Below are 18519 nucleotides of genomic sequence, written 5' to 3' on the forward strand. Positions count from 1 at the left end.
AGGCGCATGCGCCGAGCCTCGAGACTGCCCGCCACAGAGTCGGTTTCACACCACCACTAGGGAGCCACCGACGGCCCGGTGGAATGGTCTCCGCGTAGGCGCTTGCGGATCAGTTCGGCGCTGATGAGGCACATGGGTAGTCCGATGCCGGGCCGGGTCGAGCCGCCGGCATAGTAGAGTCCGTCCACCTTGCGTGATCGATTGGTGGCCCGCAGGAAAGCGCTCTGGCGCAACGTATGTGCGGGCCCGAGCGCACCACCGGACCACGAGTTGACGTCGACGGCGAAATCGCCCGGCCCCATCGTGCGGCGTACGACGATCCGGTCGGCGAGGTCTTCGATGCCCGCCCAGTCGGCGACGAGTTCGATGGCGCGGTCCGCGGCCTGCTCGATCACGGAATCGCCTGCGCCGTCGACACCGCCGCGCCCCAGCGACGGATCGGGCGGTACGGGTACCAGGATGAACAGATTCTCATGCTCGCTCGGCGCCACCGAATCGTCGGTCGCCGACGGCCGGCACACATACAGCGACGCGGGCTCGGGGACGCGGGTGGGTTCGGAGAAGATGGCGTCGAAGTTCGCGTGCCAGTCCTCGGTGAAGAACAGCGAGTGATGCGCGAGCTGTGGCAGCCGCCCACGCACCCCGAGGAAGACCAGCACCGCCCCGGGTCCCGACGTCCGGCGGTCCCACCACCGTTGCGGGAATGTCTGCAATCTTCGTGGCAGCAAGCGAGTTTCGAGGTGATGCAGATCGGTCGCGCCGATCACGATGTCGGCAGGCAGCACACTCTCGGCGCCGTCCGCACCGGTCACCCGCACCCCGGTGACCGTTGCCCGCCTCCCGACCGGTCCGCGACCCGAATCGCGAGTACAGATCTCGGTTGCCGCCACCCCCGTGTGCAGGCGCGCACCATGATCGACGGCGACACCGACGAGCGCGTCGACGAATCGGGTGAAACCCCCTTGCGGGTATCGGACCCCGTCGTCGAGATCCAGCCAGCTCATCAGGTGATACATCGCGGGCGCACGCTCGGGCGACGCCCCGAGGAACACTGCCGGGTAGCCGAGGATCTGCCGAAGCCTCCGGTCACGAAAGTGCCTGGCGGTGAACGACTCCAGGCTCTCGGTGAGCAGTCGCGCCAACCGGGGGAGGCGGCGCAGCAGTTCGGTGGCGGTGAAGGCCCGGGCCGACTCGAAGCTGGTGTACAGGAATCGTCGAACGGCCACGTCGTAGGTGTCGCGTGCCGACTCCAGGTACTCGTCGAATCGCACGCCTGCACCGGGTTCGGTGCGCTCGAACAACTCTCGGTTGCGAGCACGGTCGCCGGAGATCTCCAATGGATCGGGCTCACCTTCGAAGAACACCCGGTATCCGGGCTCGAGTCGGGTGAGCTCCAGTTGCTCCGCCGTCGACGTCCCCAGCAGCGCGAAGAAGTGGTCGAAGACCTGCGGCATCAGCCACCACGACGGTCCGGTGTCGAAGCGGAATCCGTCCGTCTCCCAACTCCCGGCCCGCCCACCAGGATTCGCGTTCTTCTCGACGATGTCGACGTCGTGCCCGTCGGCGGCCAACAACGCAGCAGTGGCCAGTCCGGCCACACCGCCGCCGATGACGACGACCTTCTTCGGTGTGGTCACCGGCTCGACACCCCTCCCGCTCGTGGATATCCACGGCGCACTGCTGCCGCCGCGGCGATGCGGGCCTTGGCCGGCCCGGGAACCCGTACGCGCGTGGTCACAGCATCCGCCGGAGCCACCTTGCGCAGACGCGCCGACAACTCGGCGAACAGATCATGGGCGGTACATACCGCGACCCGTGCCTCACCGGGCAGGTCGGGAATGATGCGCGCCGCGGCGGCCAGATCGTCGTCGATGTCGTCGAGCCACCGCCGCCACGCCGTGTCGCTCGGAGCCTGCGGGTCGAGGCCGGTCAGATAGCGTCGGCCGAGTTCACCGTCATCGACTCCGAGGTCGCGCAAGAAATTGACCTTCTGAAAGGCGGCCCCGAGACGCTTCGCCCCCGGCGCCATCGCCGCGTAGCGGACCCCGCGGTCGGGTTCCTCGGCAAGGAACGCCCGCAGGCACATCAGCCCGACCACCTCGGCCGACCCGTAGATGTAGGTGGCCAGACTGTCCTCGTCGTGCTCTCGGCAGGTGAGGTCGGTGCGCATGGACGCGAAGAATGGCGCGGTCAGCGTGGCGTCGACGCCGACCCTGCGGGCGGTGCGGGCGAAGGCGTGGACGACCAGGTTGGTGCTCGCCCCGGTGTCCATCGCCGCGAGGGTGTCGGCCTCGAGCTGATCGAGCGCGACCCGCCTGCTCTCGACGTCCTGGCCGGGCCGCGGGGCGTCGACGATCTCGTCGGCCACACGCACCAACGCATAGATGTTGCGCACGTCGCGGCGGATCGGCCCGGCCAGCAGCCGAGAGGCGAGGCCGAACGACGACGAATACGAGCGGATCACCAGGTCGGCGCTGGCGTCGGCGACCTCGTCGTAGCGCACATACGGACGGGTCGTCGCAGGCGATCGGTGCGAACCCATCTGGCGCAGGCTCATGACGTCTCCCGCTCCGGCACACGGTAGGGGTGGGCACCGAGCGCGTGCACCTGATCGACGAACCACGGGCTGAGCAGCCACGGGGTGCGTCGCGCCGCCGACCACACGTCGTCGACGTCGGTCCACGCGACGTCCATCACCTCGTCGGGGTTGGGCCGCAGCGGACCGGTCGGTCGCGCGACGAACACCGGGCACACCTCGTTCTCCACCACACCACTGGCATCGACGGCCCGATAGCGGAAATCGGGTAGGACACAGCGCACATCGGTGACGTCGAGGCCCAATTCCCGCTGGGCGTAACGATGCACGGCGTCGACGGCGCTCTCGCCGGGTCGCGGGTGCCCGCAGTAGGAGTTGGTCCATACACCCGGCCAGGTCTTCTTCGTCAACGCCCGGCGGGTCATCAGCAACCGGCCGGCCTCGACGAGATGACAGGAAAAGGCGAAGTGCAGCGGGGTGGAGGTGGTGTGCACCGATGTCCGGTCGGCGGTACCGCACGGCGTGCCGTCGGGCTCGACGAGTACCACCAGGTCCTCGGCCAGGTCCTCGGTCATGCGCGGTCTGCTCCTCATTGGTCGGTCGGGCCTCGATCGGCCCGGCGTGCCTCCAGACAACAGCACTTCGACACCGACGCAAACTCGGATGGGCGACCCGACCGGCTCAGTCCCGATGCAGTAGCGGCAACAACCGTTCGGTCTTGTCCTGGGTCCATCCGGGCGGCTGCAGAATGTCGGCCCACGAGTACGGGATGGCGCTCAGATAGTTGTGGCCGTGACCGTCGGGCACGTTCACCGACACGGCCATGTCCGCCGACACCTGCAGGAACGTGACGAACGGCATCCACGTCATCGCCCCGAGCACGTCGCGGCCGTGCTCTTCCTTCAGCCACTCCGGCTCGTTGAGGATGAGCCGCGGCGACCACCAGGCGATCGGGTCCGACGCGTGCTGCAGGTAGACGACGCGCGGGTCGAGCCACGGCGTGTCGGGACGGTTGAGGTCCGAGGCGTCGGCAATGAACCGGACGTGCCGGCCGTCGTCATAGATCGGCAGGACTTGTGGCGAACCGGCATCGCGGGCGGCGGTGGCGTCACTCCACAACTGGTTGTTGAACGTCGGCCCGACGAACAGTGCGCCGTTGGTGCGGGCGACGACCGTCGGGACGGTACCGAAGGCGGCCTCGGCACCGAACGAACCGAGGCTCTCCCCGAACACGACCACCTTGGGTCGGCGGCCCTCGGGCAGTTGCTGGATGCGTGCGTCGACGGCCTCGAACAACGCACTGCCGGCCTGGCGCGCACGTTCGCTGTCGACGAGGAAGGACAGCCAGCTCGGCAGATACGAGTACTGCATCGACACCGTGGCGACGTTGCCGTTGTACATGTACTCCAGCGAGTCGACCGTCGCCTTGTTCAGCCACCCCGATCCGGTGGCCGACCCGATGGCCACCACGGCCCGGTCGAGACCCCCGGCACGGACCAACTCATCGGCGGCCATGGTGGCGTTGGCGCGCAGATCATTTCCCGATCCGAGCCCGACGAATGCCCGGATCGGCTCCATCGCGGGCGCCCCGTTGAACGCCGAGAGCTGTTGCACGTCGGGGCCGTTCGCGACGAATCGCCGGCCCTCCCGGCCGAGCGAGCCCCACGTGACCAGCGAGCCCGGGCCACCGGATCGGACCATCGTCGTCGGTGCCGACGTGGTCGCATCGGTCTCGTCGTTCGCCGCGGCGAAGGAGGCGTTAAGCCACTTCATCGAGTAGTTCGCGACCACGCCGTTGAGGATGAACACGGTGATCAGGACGATCACCGTCGCGCCGGCGACCGCAGAAATCCGCGGTGGCGCAAAGCGATTGAGTTTGCGCACCGACCAGACGACGAGTGCGGCCCACAGTTGTCCGATCACCATCAGCAGCGCGAACACGACCACGGAGACGACGATGATCAACGGGTAAGCCGTCCACGAGAGCTGGTCGACCTTCATCAGCGAGCGGATCTCGTTCTGCCACACCGAATACCAATAGAACATCACCGAGGTGCCCACCGCGAAGATCACACCCAGCGCGGCCCACAGGTACCACGGTGGCGAGGGCCACCGCCGATCCCTCGACAACATGAACCGCACCAGCCAGGCGAAGAAGGCGCCGAGACAGTAGCCGACGGCGGCCGCGGCGCCGCTGACGATGCCCTGGAACAGCGGCCCGCGCGGTAACAGTGACGGTGTCGCCGAGAACCAGAGGAATGCCGTTGCCACCGCCAGGCCGGAATAGCTGATCCGGCCGAGGTAGGCCACGGCGCGTTCCCGTGCCCGTGACCGGTGCGGCTGGGCGCTCACGTCCTGCGGGGCGTCGACGCCGTCGACGGCGTCCACATCAGATTCCGGCACTGGCCATGCTCCTGTCGTCCGCGCCCCGACGGTCGGGCACAATCGGTCGGAAACATCTTGTCAGACGGCATATCGCGGCAGAAGGGCAGAATGTATGTCTCTCCCGGGGCGCCGGTTCGCGTGGCTGTGTGTCGGCGTCGTGACGGTTCTCGCCTGCGTGCAAGTGCTGATCTTCGTGACCCCGGTTCCCGGTGTGCAGTGGGCGGTGCCGATCGCCGCCACGCTCATCCTCGTTCTCGCCAGGGCTACCGGCTTGTCCTGGGCAGATCTCGGTCTGGCGCGACGATCACTCGGTACGGGTCTGCGCTACGCGGCGGTCATCATCGGTGCGGTTGCCGTGGTCACCGCGGTCGGTGTCGCCGTTCCGTGGACGCGCGACCTGTTCCACAACGACGCCTATCGGGACGTCCACGCGGCGCTGGTGTCTGCACTCGTCCTCATCCCGATCCACACCATCCTCGCCGAGGAGGTGATCTTCCGCGGTGTGCTGCTCGGTGCGCTGCGACGGATCTGCAGTCCCCGGACAGCGCTGATCCTGCAGGCCGGACTGTTCGGACTGTGGCACGTCGGCTCGTCGATGGGGCTCTCGGCACACAATCAGGGGCTCGGTGACATCGTGGGCAGCGGCCCGCTGGCCACGTTCGCCGGTGTCGCGCTCGCCGTCGTCGTGACCGGCGGCGCAGGAATCCTGCTCGGCTGGTTACGGATTCGCAGCGGGAGCCTGCTCGCGCCGATCGCCTTGCACTGGTCGGTGAACGGCCTCGGCGCGATCGCCGCGGCGATCGCGTGGCAGCTGCCGGGGTGAACGGTCAGCTCGGGGCGTCGAGCATCGGCACCAGAAAGCGTCGGGCGATGTCGGCGAGCTGATCGTCGTCGTCGGTGTCGACGAGCGCGCTCGGCGTGGTCAGAAACGACGCCGAGATCCGCGCCATCATCTCGGCAGTCAGGTCGGTGTCGAGGTCGGCGCGCAGGGTTCCCGCGCGCTGCTCCTGGCGCAGCTGCTGGGCGATGAACTGTGCAACGGTGGCCAGCAGCCGCCCGTCGGCGCCGAGCGCACCGGCCAGCAGGGTGGGTTCGGTCTGCTGCAGCCCGCTGATCAGCGGGTTCGTCGACACCGCGCGATAGGAACTGACGAAGGCCAGCACCAGGCGCTCGGCGATGGTGCGCGCCGGGGCGATGTCGGCGAGGAATTGAACGAGGTAACGCCGGAACTCCCGCAGCATCACCTCCTCGACGAGCACGTCCTTGTTGGTGAACTTGCGGTAGATGGTGATGCGTGAGGTGCCCGCGCGCTTGGCCACCTCTTCCAGCGAGGTGCGTTGAATACCGAAACGACAGAATTGTGCATATGCGGCATCAAGCAATTTCTCTCGGGTCGCGTCCGCATTCGCGCTTTCTCCCCCTTCGGCAACGACGTCGTCATATGCCCTCTCCAACAACGACTTCGGTGCCGACGACGCCGAGACCACCATGAACCTCCAACGCATTCGGGGTGAATCTGTTGTGATGCCAATCACTGTATGCTACTCCTGATGTTACAACGTTACTCACGTTGTTACATCGCGTCATCGAGTCGGGTGGCGATAGACGGGAGCACAACATCATGGAACAGCTCAACCGGCGCGCGGTCCTGCGCGCCACAGGCACGATCGGCGCCGCGGGCGCCCTCGCGACACTCACCCAGGCCACGCCCTGGACGTGGGCACCGGCCAACTCGATCCCGGGTGTGGGAACGGGAGCCGATCCGCGAACGATCTTCGACGACGAGGCCGACCAGGTGATCGCTCGGGTCATCGACAGCGGCAAGATCGTCGAGGTCAACAATCTGCTCAATCAATGGCGCACCAACTCCCAGCCACTACCGGCCGGGTTGCCTCCGGAATTGCGGGACTTCATCGAACACGCCCGCCAACTGCCGTCGTGGACCGATCGCGGCAAACTCGCTGCCGCGGTGAGATTCAATCAGCGACGGGGCACCTACCTCGGAGTGCTGTACGGCTTCGCCAGCGGCATGATGAGCACCGTCATCCCCAAGGAGGCGCGCGCGGTCTACTACTCCAAAGGCGGCTGGGACCTCAAGGACCGGATCTCCAAGACGGCCAAGCTCGGCTACGACATCGGGTCGCTCAATGCCTATCAGCCCGGCGGCGAGATGGTCGTGACCTGCGTCAAGACCCGAATGGCCCATGCGGGTGTGCGGCATCTGCTGCCCAAGTCCGCACACTGGGTGCGCTCGGCACCCGAGGAGAAGCCGATCAGCCAGGCCGACATCATGGTCACCTGGCACAGTCTGCCGACGACGGTGATGCGCAACCTCGAGAAGTGGAAGGTGCCCCTGCCTGCAGACGAGTCCGAAGGGTTCCTGCATTCCTGGCAGGTCACCGCGGCGATGCTCGGCGTGCAGGACCAATACATCCCCAACTCGTGGGCCACCGCCGATTCGCAGGCCAAGCAGGTTCTCGATCCGATCCTCGCATGGACGCCGGAGGGCCAGAAACTCGCCGACATGCTCCTCGATCTTGGGATGGATCTCGACCTCACCCTGCTGTCGCGCCCCATCCTCGGTGCGCTGACCCGGTTCATGCTCGGCGACAAGATCGCCGACTGGTTGCACATCCCCCGTGAGCCCGTCTGGACTCCGCTGTTGGAAACCGCTTGGGGCCCTTACGTCGCGGTCCGCGAGGGCCTGCTCAACGCCGGCCTGCCGCGGGAGACCTACTGGCTCTTCGACGAGTTCCTCCGGCAGTTCGTGCTGTTCTACATGGCCGAGTTGCGGATGCCGATCAGCATCCAGATTCCCTACTTCAACAACCCGAACTACAACTGACGCCGCGGCCCACGATCCCGCCGCACTATGCTCGATTGCGTGAATGTGCGTGCGGGAATCGTGGTCACCGGAACCGAGGTCCTCACCGGTCGGATCTCCGACGCGAACGGCCCGTGGGTGGCCCGGCGCCTCCTCGACCTCGGCGTCGACGTCGCCCACATCACCATCTGCGGCGACCGGCCGGACGACCTGACCGCGCAACTACACTTCCTCGCCGCATCCGGGGTGGACCTCATCGTCACCACCGGCGGTCTGGGCCCGACAGCCGACGACCTCACCGTGGAGACGGTCGCCCGGTTCTGCGGACGCCCGCTGCATCTCGACACGGAGATGGAAACCCATATCGCGCAAATCATCTCACGCTGGCAGCAGCAGCGCGGCGAGCCCGCGACGGAGTCGTCGCAGGCCGGCACCCGCAAGCAGGCAATGATTCCCCAAGGCGCGCAACCGATCCCTCCGGTCGGCACCGCACCGGGAGTCGCGATACCCGCGGTCGCCGAGGACGCAAGGCGAGCACCGGCGATCCTCGTCCTGCCGGGTCCGCCGCGTGAGCTGCAGGGCATGTGGGACGCGGCGATCGATACCGAACCGATCGCCGCTGCGATCGCCGGACGCGGCGACTTCCGCGAACAAACCATCCGAGCCTTCGGGCTCTCGGAGTCCGACCTGGCCGCCACCCTGCGCACCATCGAGCCAGGGATCGACGGCGCCGACGAGTTGGAGATCACCACCTGCCTGCGCCGCGGTGAGGTGGAAATCGTGACCCGTTATCCGATCGGCGCCCAACCCGCCTACGACGCCCTGGCCGAAGGGTTGCTCGAACATCATCGGACACAGATCTTTTCGGTCGACGGTTCCACCATCGACGATCTCGTCGCCGCGGCGCTGCAGGGCCGCAGCGTCGCCACGGCCGAGTCGTGCACCGGCGGCATGATCGCGGCGCGCCTCACCGACCGCGCCGGGTCCTCGGACTATGTGATGGGCGGGGTCGTCTCGTACTCCAACGAGGCCAAGGCCGGAATGCTCGACGTCCCAGCCGAATTGATCACCGAACACGGCGCCGTGAGCGAGCCCGTCGCCGCGGCGATGGCGCAGGGCGCGGTCGGTCGCTTCGCTGTCGACATCGCAGTGTCGACCAGCGGGATCGCCGGCCCGGGTGGCGGAACGCCCGACAAACCGGTCGGCACCGTCTGTTTCGGTGTTGCGCTGGCCGGTACGGCACCGCGCGCACGGACGCTGCACCTGCCCGGTGACCGCGCCGCCGTGCGCGAGCGGTCGGTGACCATCGCGATGCATATGCTGTACCGCGCGCTGCGATCCGATGGTCGAGCTGACAGCCTCAGCTGACGGCGGTCTCGAGGCTCGTCGCTATCGCTCCTCACACCTCGACCATCGGGCAAAAGACCCCCAATTCCGATGGTCGAGGTGCGTAGGAGCGCCAGCGACGAAGCCTCGAGACCCCTTGCTACGGTGCTGGTTCCGCCCCACGAGCGTCCTTTGCCCGCGCACCGGGACGACGCGCCAGATCCCGGAGTAGGTCGAAATCGCCATCGATCAACGCTCCCGCTTGCCGCGTGACCACCCCTGTATCCGCTTCTCGAGCCGGTACGCCTCTTCAACAGTCGAAAACTCTCGACTGAACACCACCCGCACAGGACGACGGCGACTGGTGTACGCAGCACCCTTCCCCTCATTGTGTTCGTTCACTCGTCGGTCGAGATCCACCGTGCTGCCAACGTAATAGCTGCCATCGGAGCATTCGAGAATGTAGACGTAGCCGGACATGGGGTCAGTATCGCGTGCGATCGAGCGGTGGCCGGAAATCTATCCACAGGTAGGGAAACAGCCTTGGCTGACGGCGGTCTCGAGGCTCGTCGCTATCGCTCCTCACACCTCGACCATCGGGCAAATAGACCCCGTCGCCGGCGACCCGCCCGGCCGTCGGCTTCCCACACCGGTGGTCGAGGTGCGTAGGAGCGCCAGCGACGAAGCCTCGAGACCCCTTGCTACGGTGCTGGTTCCGGGCCGCGCTGGGCGTCGGACCACAACTCCGCGATGATGTCGGACGCCGACCCGCCGCAGATGGAGGCGAATGAGGTTCCGGCCCAGAGGTTTACGTCGCGGCGCTCACCTGCGGCGACTGCGGCCTTGCGAAGCGGACTCGTCAGATGGTGGACGGCGGGGTACTCGGCCGGGGCGAGGGCGTCGTAGGTATCGACGAAGCTGTTGCGTATGGCCCGCGCCGGACGACCCGAAAACGCCCGCGTGACAACGGTCTCCGCCGACGCCGGGCTCCGCAAAGCGGCGCGGTGTACCCCGTTGGTTCCCGCCTCGTCGGAGTCCAGGAGCGCGGTACCGATCTGCACGGCCACCGCCCCGGATGCGAGCACCGCTCCGACAGCTTCGCCGTCGCCCACCCCGCCGGCGGCGATGACCGGAATATCGGTCCTGGACACCACTTCTCGCACCAGATCCACGGTCGAGGTGTCGTTCGGCACCGCGTCGAGATCCAGGGTGCCTCGGTGTCCGCCCGCCTCGGCTCCCTGCACACACAGCACATCGACGCCGACGGCCACCGCACGATCGGCATCGACAACGCTCGCCACGGTCGCGATCGCCGTGATGCCGGCGTCGTGCAGCCGACCAACGACGTCGACCGACGGAAGACCAAAGGTGAACGACACCAACCCAACCCGTCTCTCGATGACGAGATCGATCTTCGCGCCGAAATGGTCGTCGTCGGCGTCGACGATGACCGGCAGAGGCACACCGTAGCGCTCCGCCACCGGAGCCAGCGCATCCCGGTAGCGTTGCACGGCACCACGATCACGGATGGGCGGTCCCGGCGTGAAGATGTTGACGCCGAACGGTATTCCCGCCTCGGCGACCGCGGCGATCTCCGATTCCAGGAGCTCGGGCGACTTGTATCCCGCTGCCAGGAATCCGATCCCGCCGGCGTGCGCGGCCGCGATCACCAAGCCCGGCGTCGACGGACCACCCGCCATCGGGGCCGCAATGATCGGCACCTCGAGATCCCGAAGATCGAACATGCTCACTCCTGTCCCACCGCATGGTCGGTGATACCGCCGGCGAATCGTCTGCGGTAAACGACCGGCGCCACCCCCACAGTCGTCGTGAAGTGGTGGCGTAGCAACGTCGCCGATGCGAATCCCGACAACCGGGCCACCTCCTCCACCGACAAATCGGTCGATTCCAGCAGGTTCTTGGCGTGCAGGACGCGCTGTTCGGTGAGCCACCGACGTGGCGGAATGCCGACCTCGTCGACGAATCGGCGCGCGAAGGTCCGTCCCGACATGTGCATTCGAGCAGCGAGGGCATCGACGGAGATGTCTCTGTCGAGGTGCGTGACCATCCAGTCCAGCAGCTCGCCGAAACCCTCGTCGGCGCAGGTGGGCATGGGCGCATCGATGAACTGCCGTTGCCCGCCGTCGCGGTGTGGCGGCACCACCATGCGGCGGGCGATGCGATTGGCGATGGTCGGCCCCCACTCCTCGCGGACGAGATGCAGCGCGGCGTCGATACCCGCGGCGGTACCCGCACTGGTGGTGATCGGGCCGTCGTCGACGAAGAGGACGTCGGTGTCGACCTCGGCTTCGGGGAACATCCGCGCGAGCTTGTCGCCATAGCGCCAATGCGTGGTGCAGCGTCGCCCGTCGAGAAGTCCGGCAGCGCCGGCGGCGAATGCTCCGGAGCAGACCGTCAGCACCCGGCCACCGCGGTCGACTACCGTACGCAAGGTGTCGAGGATCTCCTGCGGATACTCGCCGGACGTACTGCCCCCGGGAATCGCGACGAGGTCGACGTCGAGGCAATCGTCGAGCGTGTACGGCGCGGCAATGGTCACGCCTCCCCCAACCTGCAGCGCCGCGTGCGGAGTCGGTGAGGCGACGCGAAAGTCGAAGGCGGGGACACCGTCGTCGGTGCGATCGAGTCCGAACACCTCGTGCAGCACCCCGAATTCGAAGAGAGCGACGCGCCCGTAGAGCAGAACGGCAACAGAATTCAACACCCCACCAGTCTGGCAGATAATTTGCGAAGCATGTCACTTCGGCCACTGGTGGCAGGTAATTTATGGGCGCATTGTTTCTGTCATGACCACACTCATCGTTCTCCTCGCCGTACTCGTCGTCGCCCCGACCGTCGTCATCATCTACCGTGTGCACCGCAAAGTCGATGACGCACAACCCATTCCGCTGGGACATCTCGCAGGTCTCGCGGTCGGCGACGATCGTCCGTGGAAACGCGGACCGGACTCCGACCGCATCGCCGCGGAACTTCGCGTACTCCATCTGCAACGGAGGGACTCGGCCTAGACATCCAAACATGGGATGTTAGGCTCTTTGCGTGCCGCCGCTGATCACCCCACCGCCCCGTACCAGTTCGCTCGTCGTCGATCGCATGCACGAGTTGATCCGGGACGGGGCGTGGGCCGTCGGAGCCCGAATCCCCGCGGAGCCCGAACTCGTCGAACAATTCGGCGTGGGCCGCAACACGATTCGTGAGGCCGTGCGCGCGCTCGAACACTCCGGGCTGCTGATGCCGCGCCGCGGTGACGGCACCTACGTGCGCAGCCGTAACGTTCTCGCCGCAGCGTTGGAACGCTGTGCTCCCGACCCCGAGATCACCGATCTGCTGAGCACCCGGCGGGCACTCGAGGCCGAGGCCGCCGACCTCGCTGCCTTGCGCGCCTCGGCCGCCGACGTCACCCGGCTGCAGAACAAGCTCGACGCCGCGCTCGCCGCCATCGCCGCCGGAGACCTGCGCCGCTATGCCCGGCTCGACATCGAGTTCCACGCCACCATCGTCGAGATCTCGGGCAACCGGCTGCTGATCGAACTCTATGAAGGTGTCGGCGAGGTGATGCGCCGCACGCATGAGGCGATTGCCGCGGCAGCGGTCGACGACGGACATCCCGACGGTCACCGCGAGGTTGTCGCGGCGATCGCCGCCGCCGACCCGGCGGCGGCACGCGCGGCTGTGCACGTCTACCTCGACCTCGCCCACGAGATCGTCCGATGAGCGTGACCAACACCGCGCCCGCGACGTCGGAATCGCGTGGACGCCGACCACTCGGCACGGTGATCACCGCGGTCGGCGTGATGCTGGTGGCGGCGAATCTGCGGCCCGTCGTCGTGTCGGTGGCACCGCTGATCGACGAGATCACCCGCGACGAAGGCTTTTCCAGCGCCACCGCCGGCCTGCTGACCACCCTTCCGGTTCTGTTCTTCGGGCTCAGCGCGCCCGTGGCGCCACGGTTGGCGGCCCGGTTCGGGATCGAACGCACCATCTTCGGAGCTCTGCTCCTGCTGACCGTGGGCACCCTCATGCGCCTGATCCCCGGTGCGCCGATGCTGTTCATCGGGTCGGCGGTGGTCGGTGCCGCGATCGGTATCTGCAACGTGGTGTTGCCTGCGCTGATCAAGCGCGATTTCGCCCATCGGTCGGGATTGATGACCGGGTTGTACTCGATGACGCTGTCCGGCGGTGCCGCCGTTGCCGCCGGAATCACCGTGCCCCTCGACAATGCGTTGGGCAACAACTGGCGGCTCACGATCACCTCGTGGGCGATTCTCGCCGTGATCACCGTCGTCATCTGGGCACCGCAGATCGTCCAGCACCGTCCGGAAACGGTCGCCGGCACCGGATCGTTGCGCCGCAACACGATTGCGTGGGCGATCACCGTGTTCATGGGCGCACAGTCACTGGTGTTCTACACCTTCACCGCCTGGCTGCCCGCATTTCTCATCAGCGAGGGACATTCGCGGGCGTCGGCCGGCACCATCCTGGCCATCGGTCAGGTCGTCGCGCTGCTGGCGTCGTTACTCATCCCGATCATCGCCGGGCGCTACCGGGACCAACGTCTGATCACGCTCGTCGTGATCGTCCTGTGCGGAATCGGATTGGCCGGACTCCTGCTCAGCGACCACGCCACACTGCTGTGGACGATGCTGGTGATGTTCGGCCCCGGATCGTCGATCAGCCTCGCGCTGCTGTTCATGGTGCTGCGCAGTTCCTCGGCCGAGCAGACCGGCCAGGTGTCGGGAATGGCGCAATCGGTCGGCTACATCCTGGCCGCGTTCGGGCCCATCGCCGTGGGAGCACTGCATGATTCGACCGGATCGTGGACGATCGCGCTGTCGGTGCTGGCGGTCCCGCTACTCGCGCAGGCTGCCTCGACCCTGATCGCCGGGCGTGATGTGAAGATGGACTGACCTCTCCCCTTCCCCTTTCACTGTAACCCGCCGGTGGGGGCTTGCCGCAAGGCCCCACCTCGGGTTCACAATGGCGCCCATGGTTTTTCGCGCCTCGTGCGATCCTGCCGTCATCGGTGACGACGACCGGCATTTCGCCGTCATCACTGACCACCTCACCCACACCATCGCCGACCTCAACGAACGCCTCGGCGCGCTACGTCTCGCCGACGGCGGTGGCGGCCGTCGCGCACTCGACCGTGACCTGGAGATCCACGAGACGAATCGCCGGCTCCGCGTGTTGCGCCGCTACAGCCTGGATCTGTGCCTCGGACGTATCGTGCGCGCCGACGGCACCATCAGCTACATCGGCCGCATCGGCATGACCGATCGTGGCGGCGAACAACTACTCGTCGACTGGCGCACCCCGGCGGCCGCACCGTTCTTCGCCGCCACCCACGCCGATCCCCAGGGGTTGTCGAGTCGGCGGCGGTACCGGTGGAGTCAGGGACAGGTCGTCGACTTCTGGGACGAATCATTCGACGGTGAGGTCGCACATCTCGCACTCGACGACGATTCGGCGTTCCTCGCCGGCCTCGGCGCCTCCCGCGAGCCGCGGATGCGAGATGTGTTGGGCACCATCGCCGCCGACCAGGACGCCATCATCCGGGCCGACAGTCACGGTGCTCTCGTCGTCGACGGCGGCCCCGGCACCGGCAAGACCGTGGTCGCGCTGCATCGTGCGGCGTATCTGCTCTACGCCGACCCGCGGCTGGCGGGAAATCGCGGTGAACTACTGGTCGTGGGTCCTCACGAGGAGTACCTCGGTTACATCTCCGACGTCCTGCCCAGCCTCGGCGAGGACGGCGTCCGCACCTGCACCTTGCATGACCTCGTGCCCGAAGGTGGCGGTGCGACAACCGAATCCGATTCCGTCGTCGCACTCAAGGACGGCCTCGACCCGATCGCCATGATCGAGCGGGCCGTCGCCTTCTACGAACAACCGCCCACCAACACTGTGGAAGTCGAGACCCCCTGGGGTGAAACGGAACTCACGGCCCCCGAGTGGGCCGAGGCCTTCAGCACTCCCGAGCCCGGCACCAGCCATCACGAGGCACGCGAACAGGTGTGGGACGCACTCACCGACATCATCGCCGACGCTCTCGATACTCGTGATCTGCCCCGGCTCCGTCGAGCGTTGGCCGGCAACGACGACCTCGTCTCCGCGTTCACCACGGCATGGCCGATTCTCGACGCTCCCACCCTGGTCGGCGATTTGTGGTCGGTGCCGGCGTACTTGCGTCTGGCCGCACCGGAGCTGAACACCACTGCACTCCGAACATTGCAGCGGGACAACCCGACCGCGTGGACCACCTCGGATATCCCGTTCCTCGATGCGGCGCGGCGTCGGCTCGGAGATCCCGGCTTCTCCCGACGCCGGCGCCGGCGTGAGGCGGTGTTGGCAGCCGGTCGAGACGCGATGGATCGCGTTGTCGACGACCTCCTTGCAGCACACACCTTCGACGACGGCGAGGGTCTCGCGCCGATGCTGCGCGGCGAGGATCTGCGGAGCTCACTGGTCGACGACTCCACTGCGCCTGTCGCCGAGCGCGATCCATTGGCCGGGCCGTTCGCCCACATCATCGTCGACGAGGCGCAGGAGCTGACCGACGCTCAGTGGTCGATGCTGGTGGCGCGCTGCCCGTCTCGCAGCGTCACCGTGGTCGGCGACCGCGCCCAGTCGCGACGCGGATTCACCGAAAGCTGGCCGGAGCGGTTGCGCCGGGTCGGATTCGGCGAGGTCCGTGTCGCCGGTCTGTCGATCAACTACCGCACGCCCGAGGAGATCATGGCGCAGGCCGCGCCGGTGATCACGACCGCGATACCCGACGCGAATGTCCCGACCTCCATCCGGAGCAGCGGCATGGAGGTCGGCCACGGCACCGTCGCCGACCTCGCTGCGATCCTCGACGAGTGGGAGCGGACTCATCCCGAGGGGGTCGCCTGCGTCATCGGCGATCCGAGCAGCCTGCCGGCACCGATCCACCGCCCGCGCGTGCGGACGCTCGCGCCCGAGCGCGTCAAGGGTCTCGAGTTCGACCTGGTGGTTCTCGTCGCGCCGGATCGCTTCGGTGCCGGCATCACCGGCGCCGTCGACCGTTACGTCGCGATGACCCGCGCCACCCAACAGCTGGTGATCCTCTCCTGAGCGGACCGACGCCAGGCTTGCGCATCTCTCAATTTTCCATAGACTATTTTTTACAGAGTTGAGAGGAACACTGCCATGGCCATTAGGCTGTCCGTCGAAGAAGACGCCATCGTCAAGACCGTTCGCGACTTCGTGGACAAGCAGGTGCGTCCGGTGGTGCGTGAACTCGAGCACGCCAACACCTACCCCGAAGAGCTCATTGAAACGATGAAGGAGCTCGGGATCTACGGTCTCGCCATCCCCGAGCCCTACGGCTTCGCGCAGGTGTCGATGCCCTGTTATGCGCAGGTCACCGAGGAGTTGGCCCGCGGCTGGATGAGTCTGGCCGGGGCGATGGGCGGGCACACCGTCGTCGCCAAGCTGCTGCTCACGTTCGGCACCGAGGAGCAGAAGCAGAAATATCTGCCACGCATGGCCAGCGGCGAGCTGCGCGCGACGATGGCGCTCACCGAGCCAGGCGGGGGTTCGGACCTGCAGAACATGCGGACCGTTGCGGCCAGAGAGGGTGACGAGTACGTCATCAACGGGTCCAAGACCTGGATCAGCAACGCCCGCAAGTCCGGTCTCGTCGCATTGATGTGCAAGACCGATCCGGCCGCGCAGCCCGCACACACCGGCGTCTCGATCCTGCTGGTCGAGAAGGTGCCCGGCTTCACCGTCTCCAAGGATCTACCCAAGCTCGGATACAAGGGCGTGGAGAGTTGCGAACTCAACTTCGACGGCGCCCGCGTTCCCGTCGACGCGGTGCTCGGTGGCGTGGAGGGCAAGGGCTTCGCTCAGATGATGAAAGGACTGGAGACCGGCCGCATTCAGGTGGCCGCCCGCGCGACCGGCGTGGCCCGCGCCGCCTTCGACGACGCGCTGCAGTATGCACAGGACCGCGAGAGCTTCGGCCAGCCGATATGGAAACACCAGGCCGTCGGCAACATGCTCGCGACGATGGGCACCAAACTCGCCGCCGCCCGCAGCCTGCTGCTCGACGCCGCCGAACGCGTCGACACCGGCAAACGCGCCGACATGGAGGCCGGTATGGCCAAACTGTTCTGCTCGGAAACGGCCATGGAAATCGCCCTCGACGCGGTGCGCATCCACGGCGGATACGGCTACTCCACCGAGTACGACGTCGAACGGTATTTCCGCGACGCGCCGCTGATGATCGTCGGCGAGGGTACCAACGAGATCCAGCAGAACGTCATCGCCAAGCAACTCGTCAAGCGGGGTGGGTTGGACCTCTGAGCGTCGGGTTCGCGTGTCACACTCGACACCGACGAGCACACGCCAACCCGAGATCGCGCGAAACGGGTCCGAGAATGCAAGGAGCACAGCACATGTCGCCACTCTATTTCGAGGATCTCGCCGCGGGCCAGCGGTACGCGGGAACAACCACCGCCCGGATCACCGCCGACGACATCCGCGCCTTTGCCGAAAAGTACGATCCACAGCCGTTTCATCTGAGCGATGAAGGCGCGGCAGGCTCGGTGTTCGGATCGCTGGCGGCCAGCGGGTGGCATACCGCGGCGATCACCATGCAGTTGCTCGTGGCGAGCGAGTTCCGACCGGCCGGCGGGATCGTCGGCGCGGGTTTCGACGAGCTGAGCTGGCCGCGACCGGTACGCCCCGATGACGAGCTGCGTGTCGAGAGCGATGTGCTCGAGGTCAGGCCGTCACGGTCGAACCCGAGAGTCGGAATCGTCAAGCTCCGCACGGTGACCTTCAACCAGGATGACAAACCCGTACAGACGTCCGTGGGCAACATCGTGGTCCCGACCCGCAGCGGATCACCGGCGGCCGACGCTCCCGCCTGACTGCGGCCGGCTGGACGTCGGATTGCTCACGCCGGCAGCGGGGCATTCGCGCCGGCGCCCGGCCCCCGGCGCACTGTCACCGACCCCCGATCAACGTGCTCACCACACTCGGAGCACACCGGCTCGAGCGTCGTCATGTGACCGCAGCCGGTGTGCACGAGCTCGACCGGAGCGCCGTCGGGTGCCGACCACTTGTCGCCCCATTGACGCAGGGCGTTGATCACCGTCCACAGGTCGCGGCCTTTGTCGGTCAGCCGGTAGTCGTAGCGAACCGGATTGTCCTGGTAGGGATCCCGGACCAGGATTCCGTGCTCGACGAGCGTGTCGAGTCGCTGGGTGAGCACGTTGCGAGCGATACCCAGACGGGTCGAGAAGTCGTCGAAGCGCGTCACCCCGAACAGTGCGTCGCGGATGATGAGTAGCGTCCACCACTCGCCGACGACCTCGAGGGTCTGCGCGACCGAACAATTCATTCCGGAGAAGCTGGCGCGGCGCATGCGTCGAGTCTAGTGGGTTGCGTCAGACAA

General features: G+C 66.9%; 17 protein-coding genes and 1 pseudogene. 9 read left to right on the top strand and 9 right to left on the bottom strand.

Features of this window, described 5'->3' with window-relative positions; genetic code table 11:
- Positions 1-56 precede the first annotated feature (56 nt).
- From crtI to P3L18_RS06200, 4 genes are all read right to left on the bottom strand, one after another.
- Positions 57-1637 (bottom strand): phytoene desaturase family protein, encoded by a 1581-nt coding sequence (gene crtI / locus P3L18_RS06185; RefSeq protein WP_276113596.1) that lies wholly within the window; start codon positions 1635-1637, stop codon positions 57-59.
- Positions 1634-2557, bottom strand: coding sequence for a squalene/phytoene synthase family protein (locus P3L18_RS06190; protein WP_079931514.1), 924 nt, complete (start codon positions 2555-2557; stop codon positions 1634-1636). The genes crtI and P3L18_RS06190 overlap by 4 nt, the downstream gene beginning before the upstream one ends.
- Positions 2554-3111 carry an isopentenyl-diphosphate Delta-isomerase gene (idi, locus tag P3L18_RS06195; RefSeq protein ID WP_094601372.1) on the bottom strand — a complete coding sequence of 186 codons (558 nt, stop codon included), beginning with the start codon at positions 3109-3111 and terminating at the stop codon, positions 2554-2556. The genes P3L18_RS06190 and idi overlap by 4 nt, the downstream gene beginning before the upstream one ends.
- Before the next feature lie 106 nt (positions 3112-3217).
- Positions 3218-4924: an alpha/beta-hydrolase family protein gene (locus P3L18_RS06200; protein ID WP_276113673.1), complete on the bottom strand. Its 1707-nt coding sequence runs from the start codon at positions 4922-4924 to the stop codon at positions 3218-3220.
- Between the two features lie 109 nt (positions 4925-5033).
- Here P3L18_RS06200 and P3L18_RS06205 point away from each other — a divergent pair, with 109 nt between their 5' ends.
- The gene (locus tag P3L18_RS06205) at positions 5034-5744 is read left to right on the top strand and encodes a CPBP family intramembrane glutamic endopeptidase (RefSeq protein ID WP_079931517.1); all 711 of its coding nucleotides are present in this window, start codon (positions 5034-5036) and stop codon (positions 5742-5744) included.
- Positions 5745-5748: 4 nt separating this feature from the next.
- Here the strand turns inward: P3L18_RS06205 and P3L18_RS06210 are convergent, their stop codons facing one another.
- Positions 5749-6426, bottom strand: a complete 678-nt coding sequence (locus tag P3L18_RS06210; RefSeq protein ID WP_249154837.1) for a TetR/AcrR family transcriptional regulator — start codon at positions 6424-6426, stop codon at positions 5749-5751.
- A 116-nt stretch (positions 6427-6542) separates the two neighbouring features.
- Here P3L18_RS06210 and P3L18_RS06215 point away from each other — a divergent pair, with 116 nt between their 5' ends.
- On the top strand, positions 6543-7766 hold the full coding sequence (locus P3L18_RS06215) for an oxygenase MpaB family protein (RefSeq protein ID WP_079931519.1): 1224 nt from the start codon (positions 6543-6545) through the stop codon (positions 7764-7766).
- Positions 7767-7793: 27 nt separating this feature from the next.
- Positions 7794-9113, top strand: a complete 1320-nt coding sequence (locus tag P3L18_RS06220; RefSeq protein ID WP_079931520.1) for a competence/damage-inducible protein A — start codon at positions 7794-7796, stop codon at positions 9111-9113.
- 118 nt (positions 9114-9231) lie between these two features.
- On the opposite strand, the pseudogene P3L18_RS06225 reads toward P3L18_RS06220, so the two are convergent.
- From P3L18_RS06225 to P3L18_RS06235, 3 genes and pseudogenes are all read right to left on the bottom strand, one after another.
- A pseudogene (locus P3L18_RS06225) lies at positions 9232-9551 on the bottom strand (GIY-YIG nuclease family protein).
- A 221-nt stretch (positions 9552-9772) separates the two neighbouring features.
- Positions 9773-10816, bottom strand: a complete 1044-nt coding sequence (locus P3L18_RS06230; RefSeq protein ID WP_276113597.1) for a nitronate monooxygenase — start codon at positions 10814-10816, stop codon at positions 9773-9775.
- Positions 10817-10818: 2 nt separating this feature from the next.
- Complete coding sequence (locus P3L18_RS06235; RefSeq protein WP_276113598.1) at positions 10819-11796, bottom strand: helix-turn-helix domain-containing protein; 978 nt, start codon at positions 11794-11796, stop codon at positions 10819-10821.
- A gap of 82 nt (positions 11797-11878) precedes the next feature.
- Between P3L18_RS06235 and P3L18_RS06240 the strand changes: the two genes are divergently transcribed.
- From P3L18_RS06240 to P3L18_RS06265, 6 genes are all read left to right on the top strand, one after another.
- Positions 11879-12100, top strand: coding sequence for a hypothetical protein (locus tag P3L18_RS06240; protein WP_276113599.1), 222 nt, complete (start codon positions 11879-11881; stop codon positions 12098-12100).
- A gap of 31 nt (positions 12101-12131) precedes the next feature.
- On the top strand, positions 12132-12806 hold the full coding sequence (locus P3L18_RS06245; RefSeq protein WP_079931525.1) for an FCD domain-containing protein: 675 nt from the start codon (positions 12132-12134) through the stop codon (positions 12804-12806).
- Positions 12803-13999: an MFS transporter gene (locus P3L18_RS06250; protein WP_276113600.1), complete on the top strand. Its 1197-nt coding sequence runs from the start codon at positions 12803-12805 to the stop codon at positions 13997-13999. The genes P3L18_RS06245 and P3L18_RS06250 overlap by 4 nt, the downstream gene beginning before the upstream one ends.
- Positions 14000-14069: 70 nt before the next feature.
- Positions 14070-16187, top strand: a complete 2118-nt coding sequence (gene helR / locus P3L18_RS06255; RefSeq protein WP_276113601.1) for an RNA polymerase recycling motor ATPase HelR — start codon at positions 14070-14072, stop codon at positions 16185-16187.
- 75 nt (positions 16188-16262) lie between these two features.
- Positions 16263-17423: an acyl-CoA dehydrogenase family protein gene (locus P3L18_RS06260; RefSeq protein ID WP_276113602.1), complete on the top strand. Its 1161-nt coding sequence runs from the start codon at positions 16263-16265 to the stop codon at positions 17421-17423.
- Positions 17424-17515: 92 nt separating this feature from the next.
- Positions 17516-17992: a MaoC family dehydratase gene (locus P3L18_RS06265; RefSeq protein WP_276113603.1), complete on the top strand. Its 477-nt coding sequence runs from the start codon at positions 17516-17518 to the stop codon at positions 17990-17992.
- A 26-nt stretch (positions 17993-18018) separates the two neighbouring features.
- On the opposite strand, the gene P3L18_RS06270 is transcribed toward P3L18_RS06265, so the two are convergent.
- Entirely contained in the window at positions 18019-18489 is a 471-nt protein-coding gene (locus P3L18_RS06270) for a helix-turn-helix domain-containing protein (protein WP_276113604.1), read from the bottom strand.
- Between the last annotated feature and the right edge of the window lie 30 nt (positions 18490-18519).

Origin of the sequence: Gordonia sp. N1V (genome assembly GCF_029269935.1) — a bacterium.
In the GTDB taxonomy this organism is placed as follows: Bacteria; Actinomycetota; Actinomycetes; order Mycobacteriales; family Mycobacteriaceae; genus Gordonia; species Gordonia polyisoprenivorans.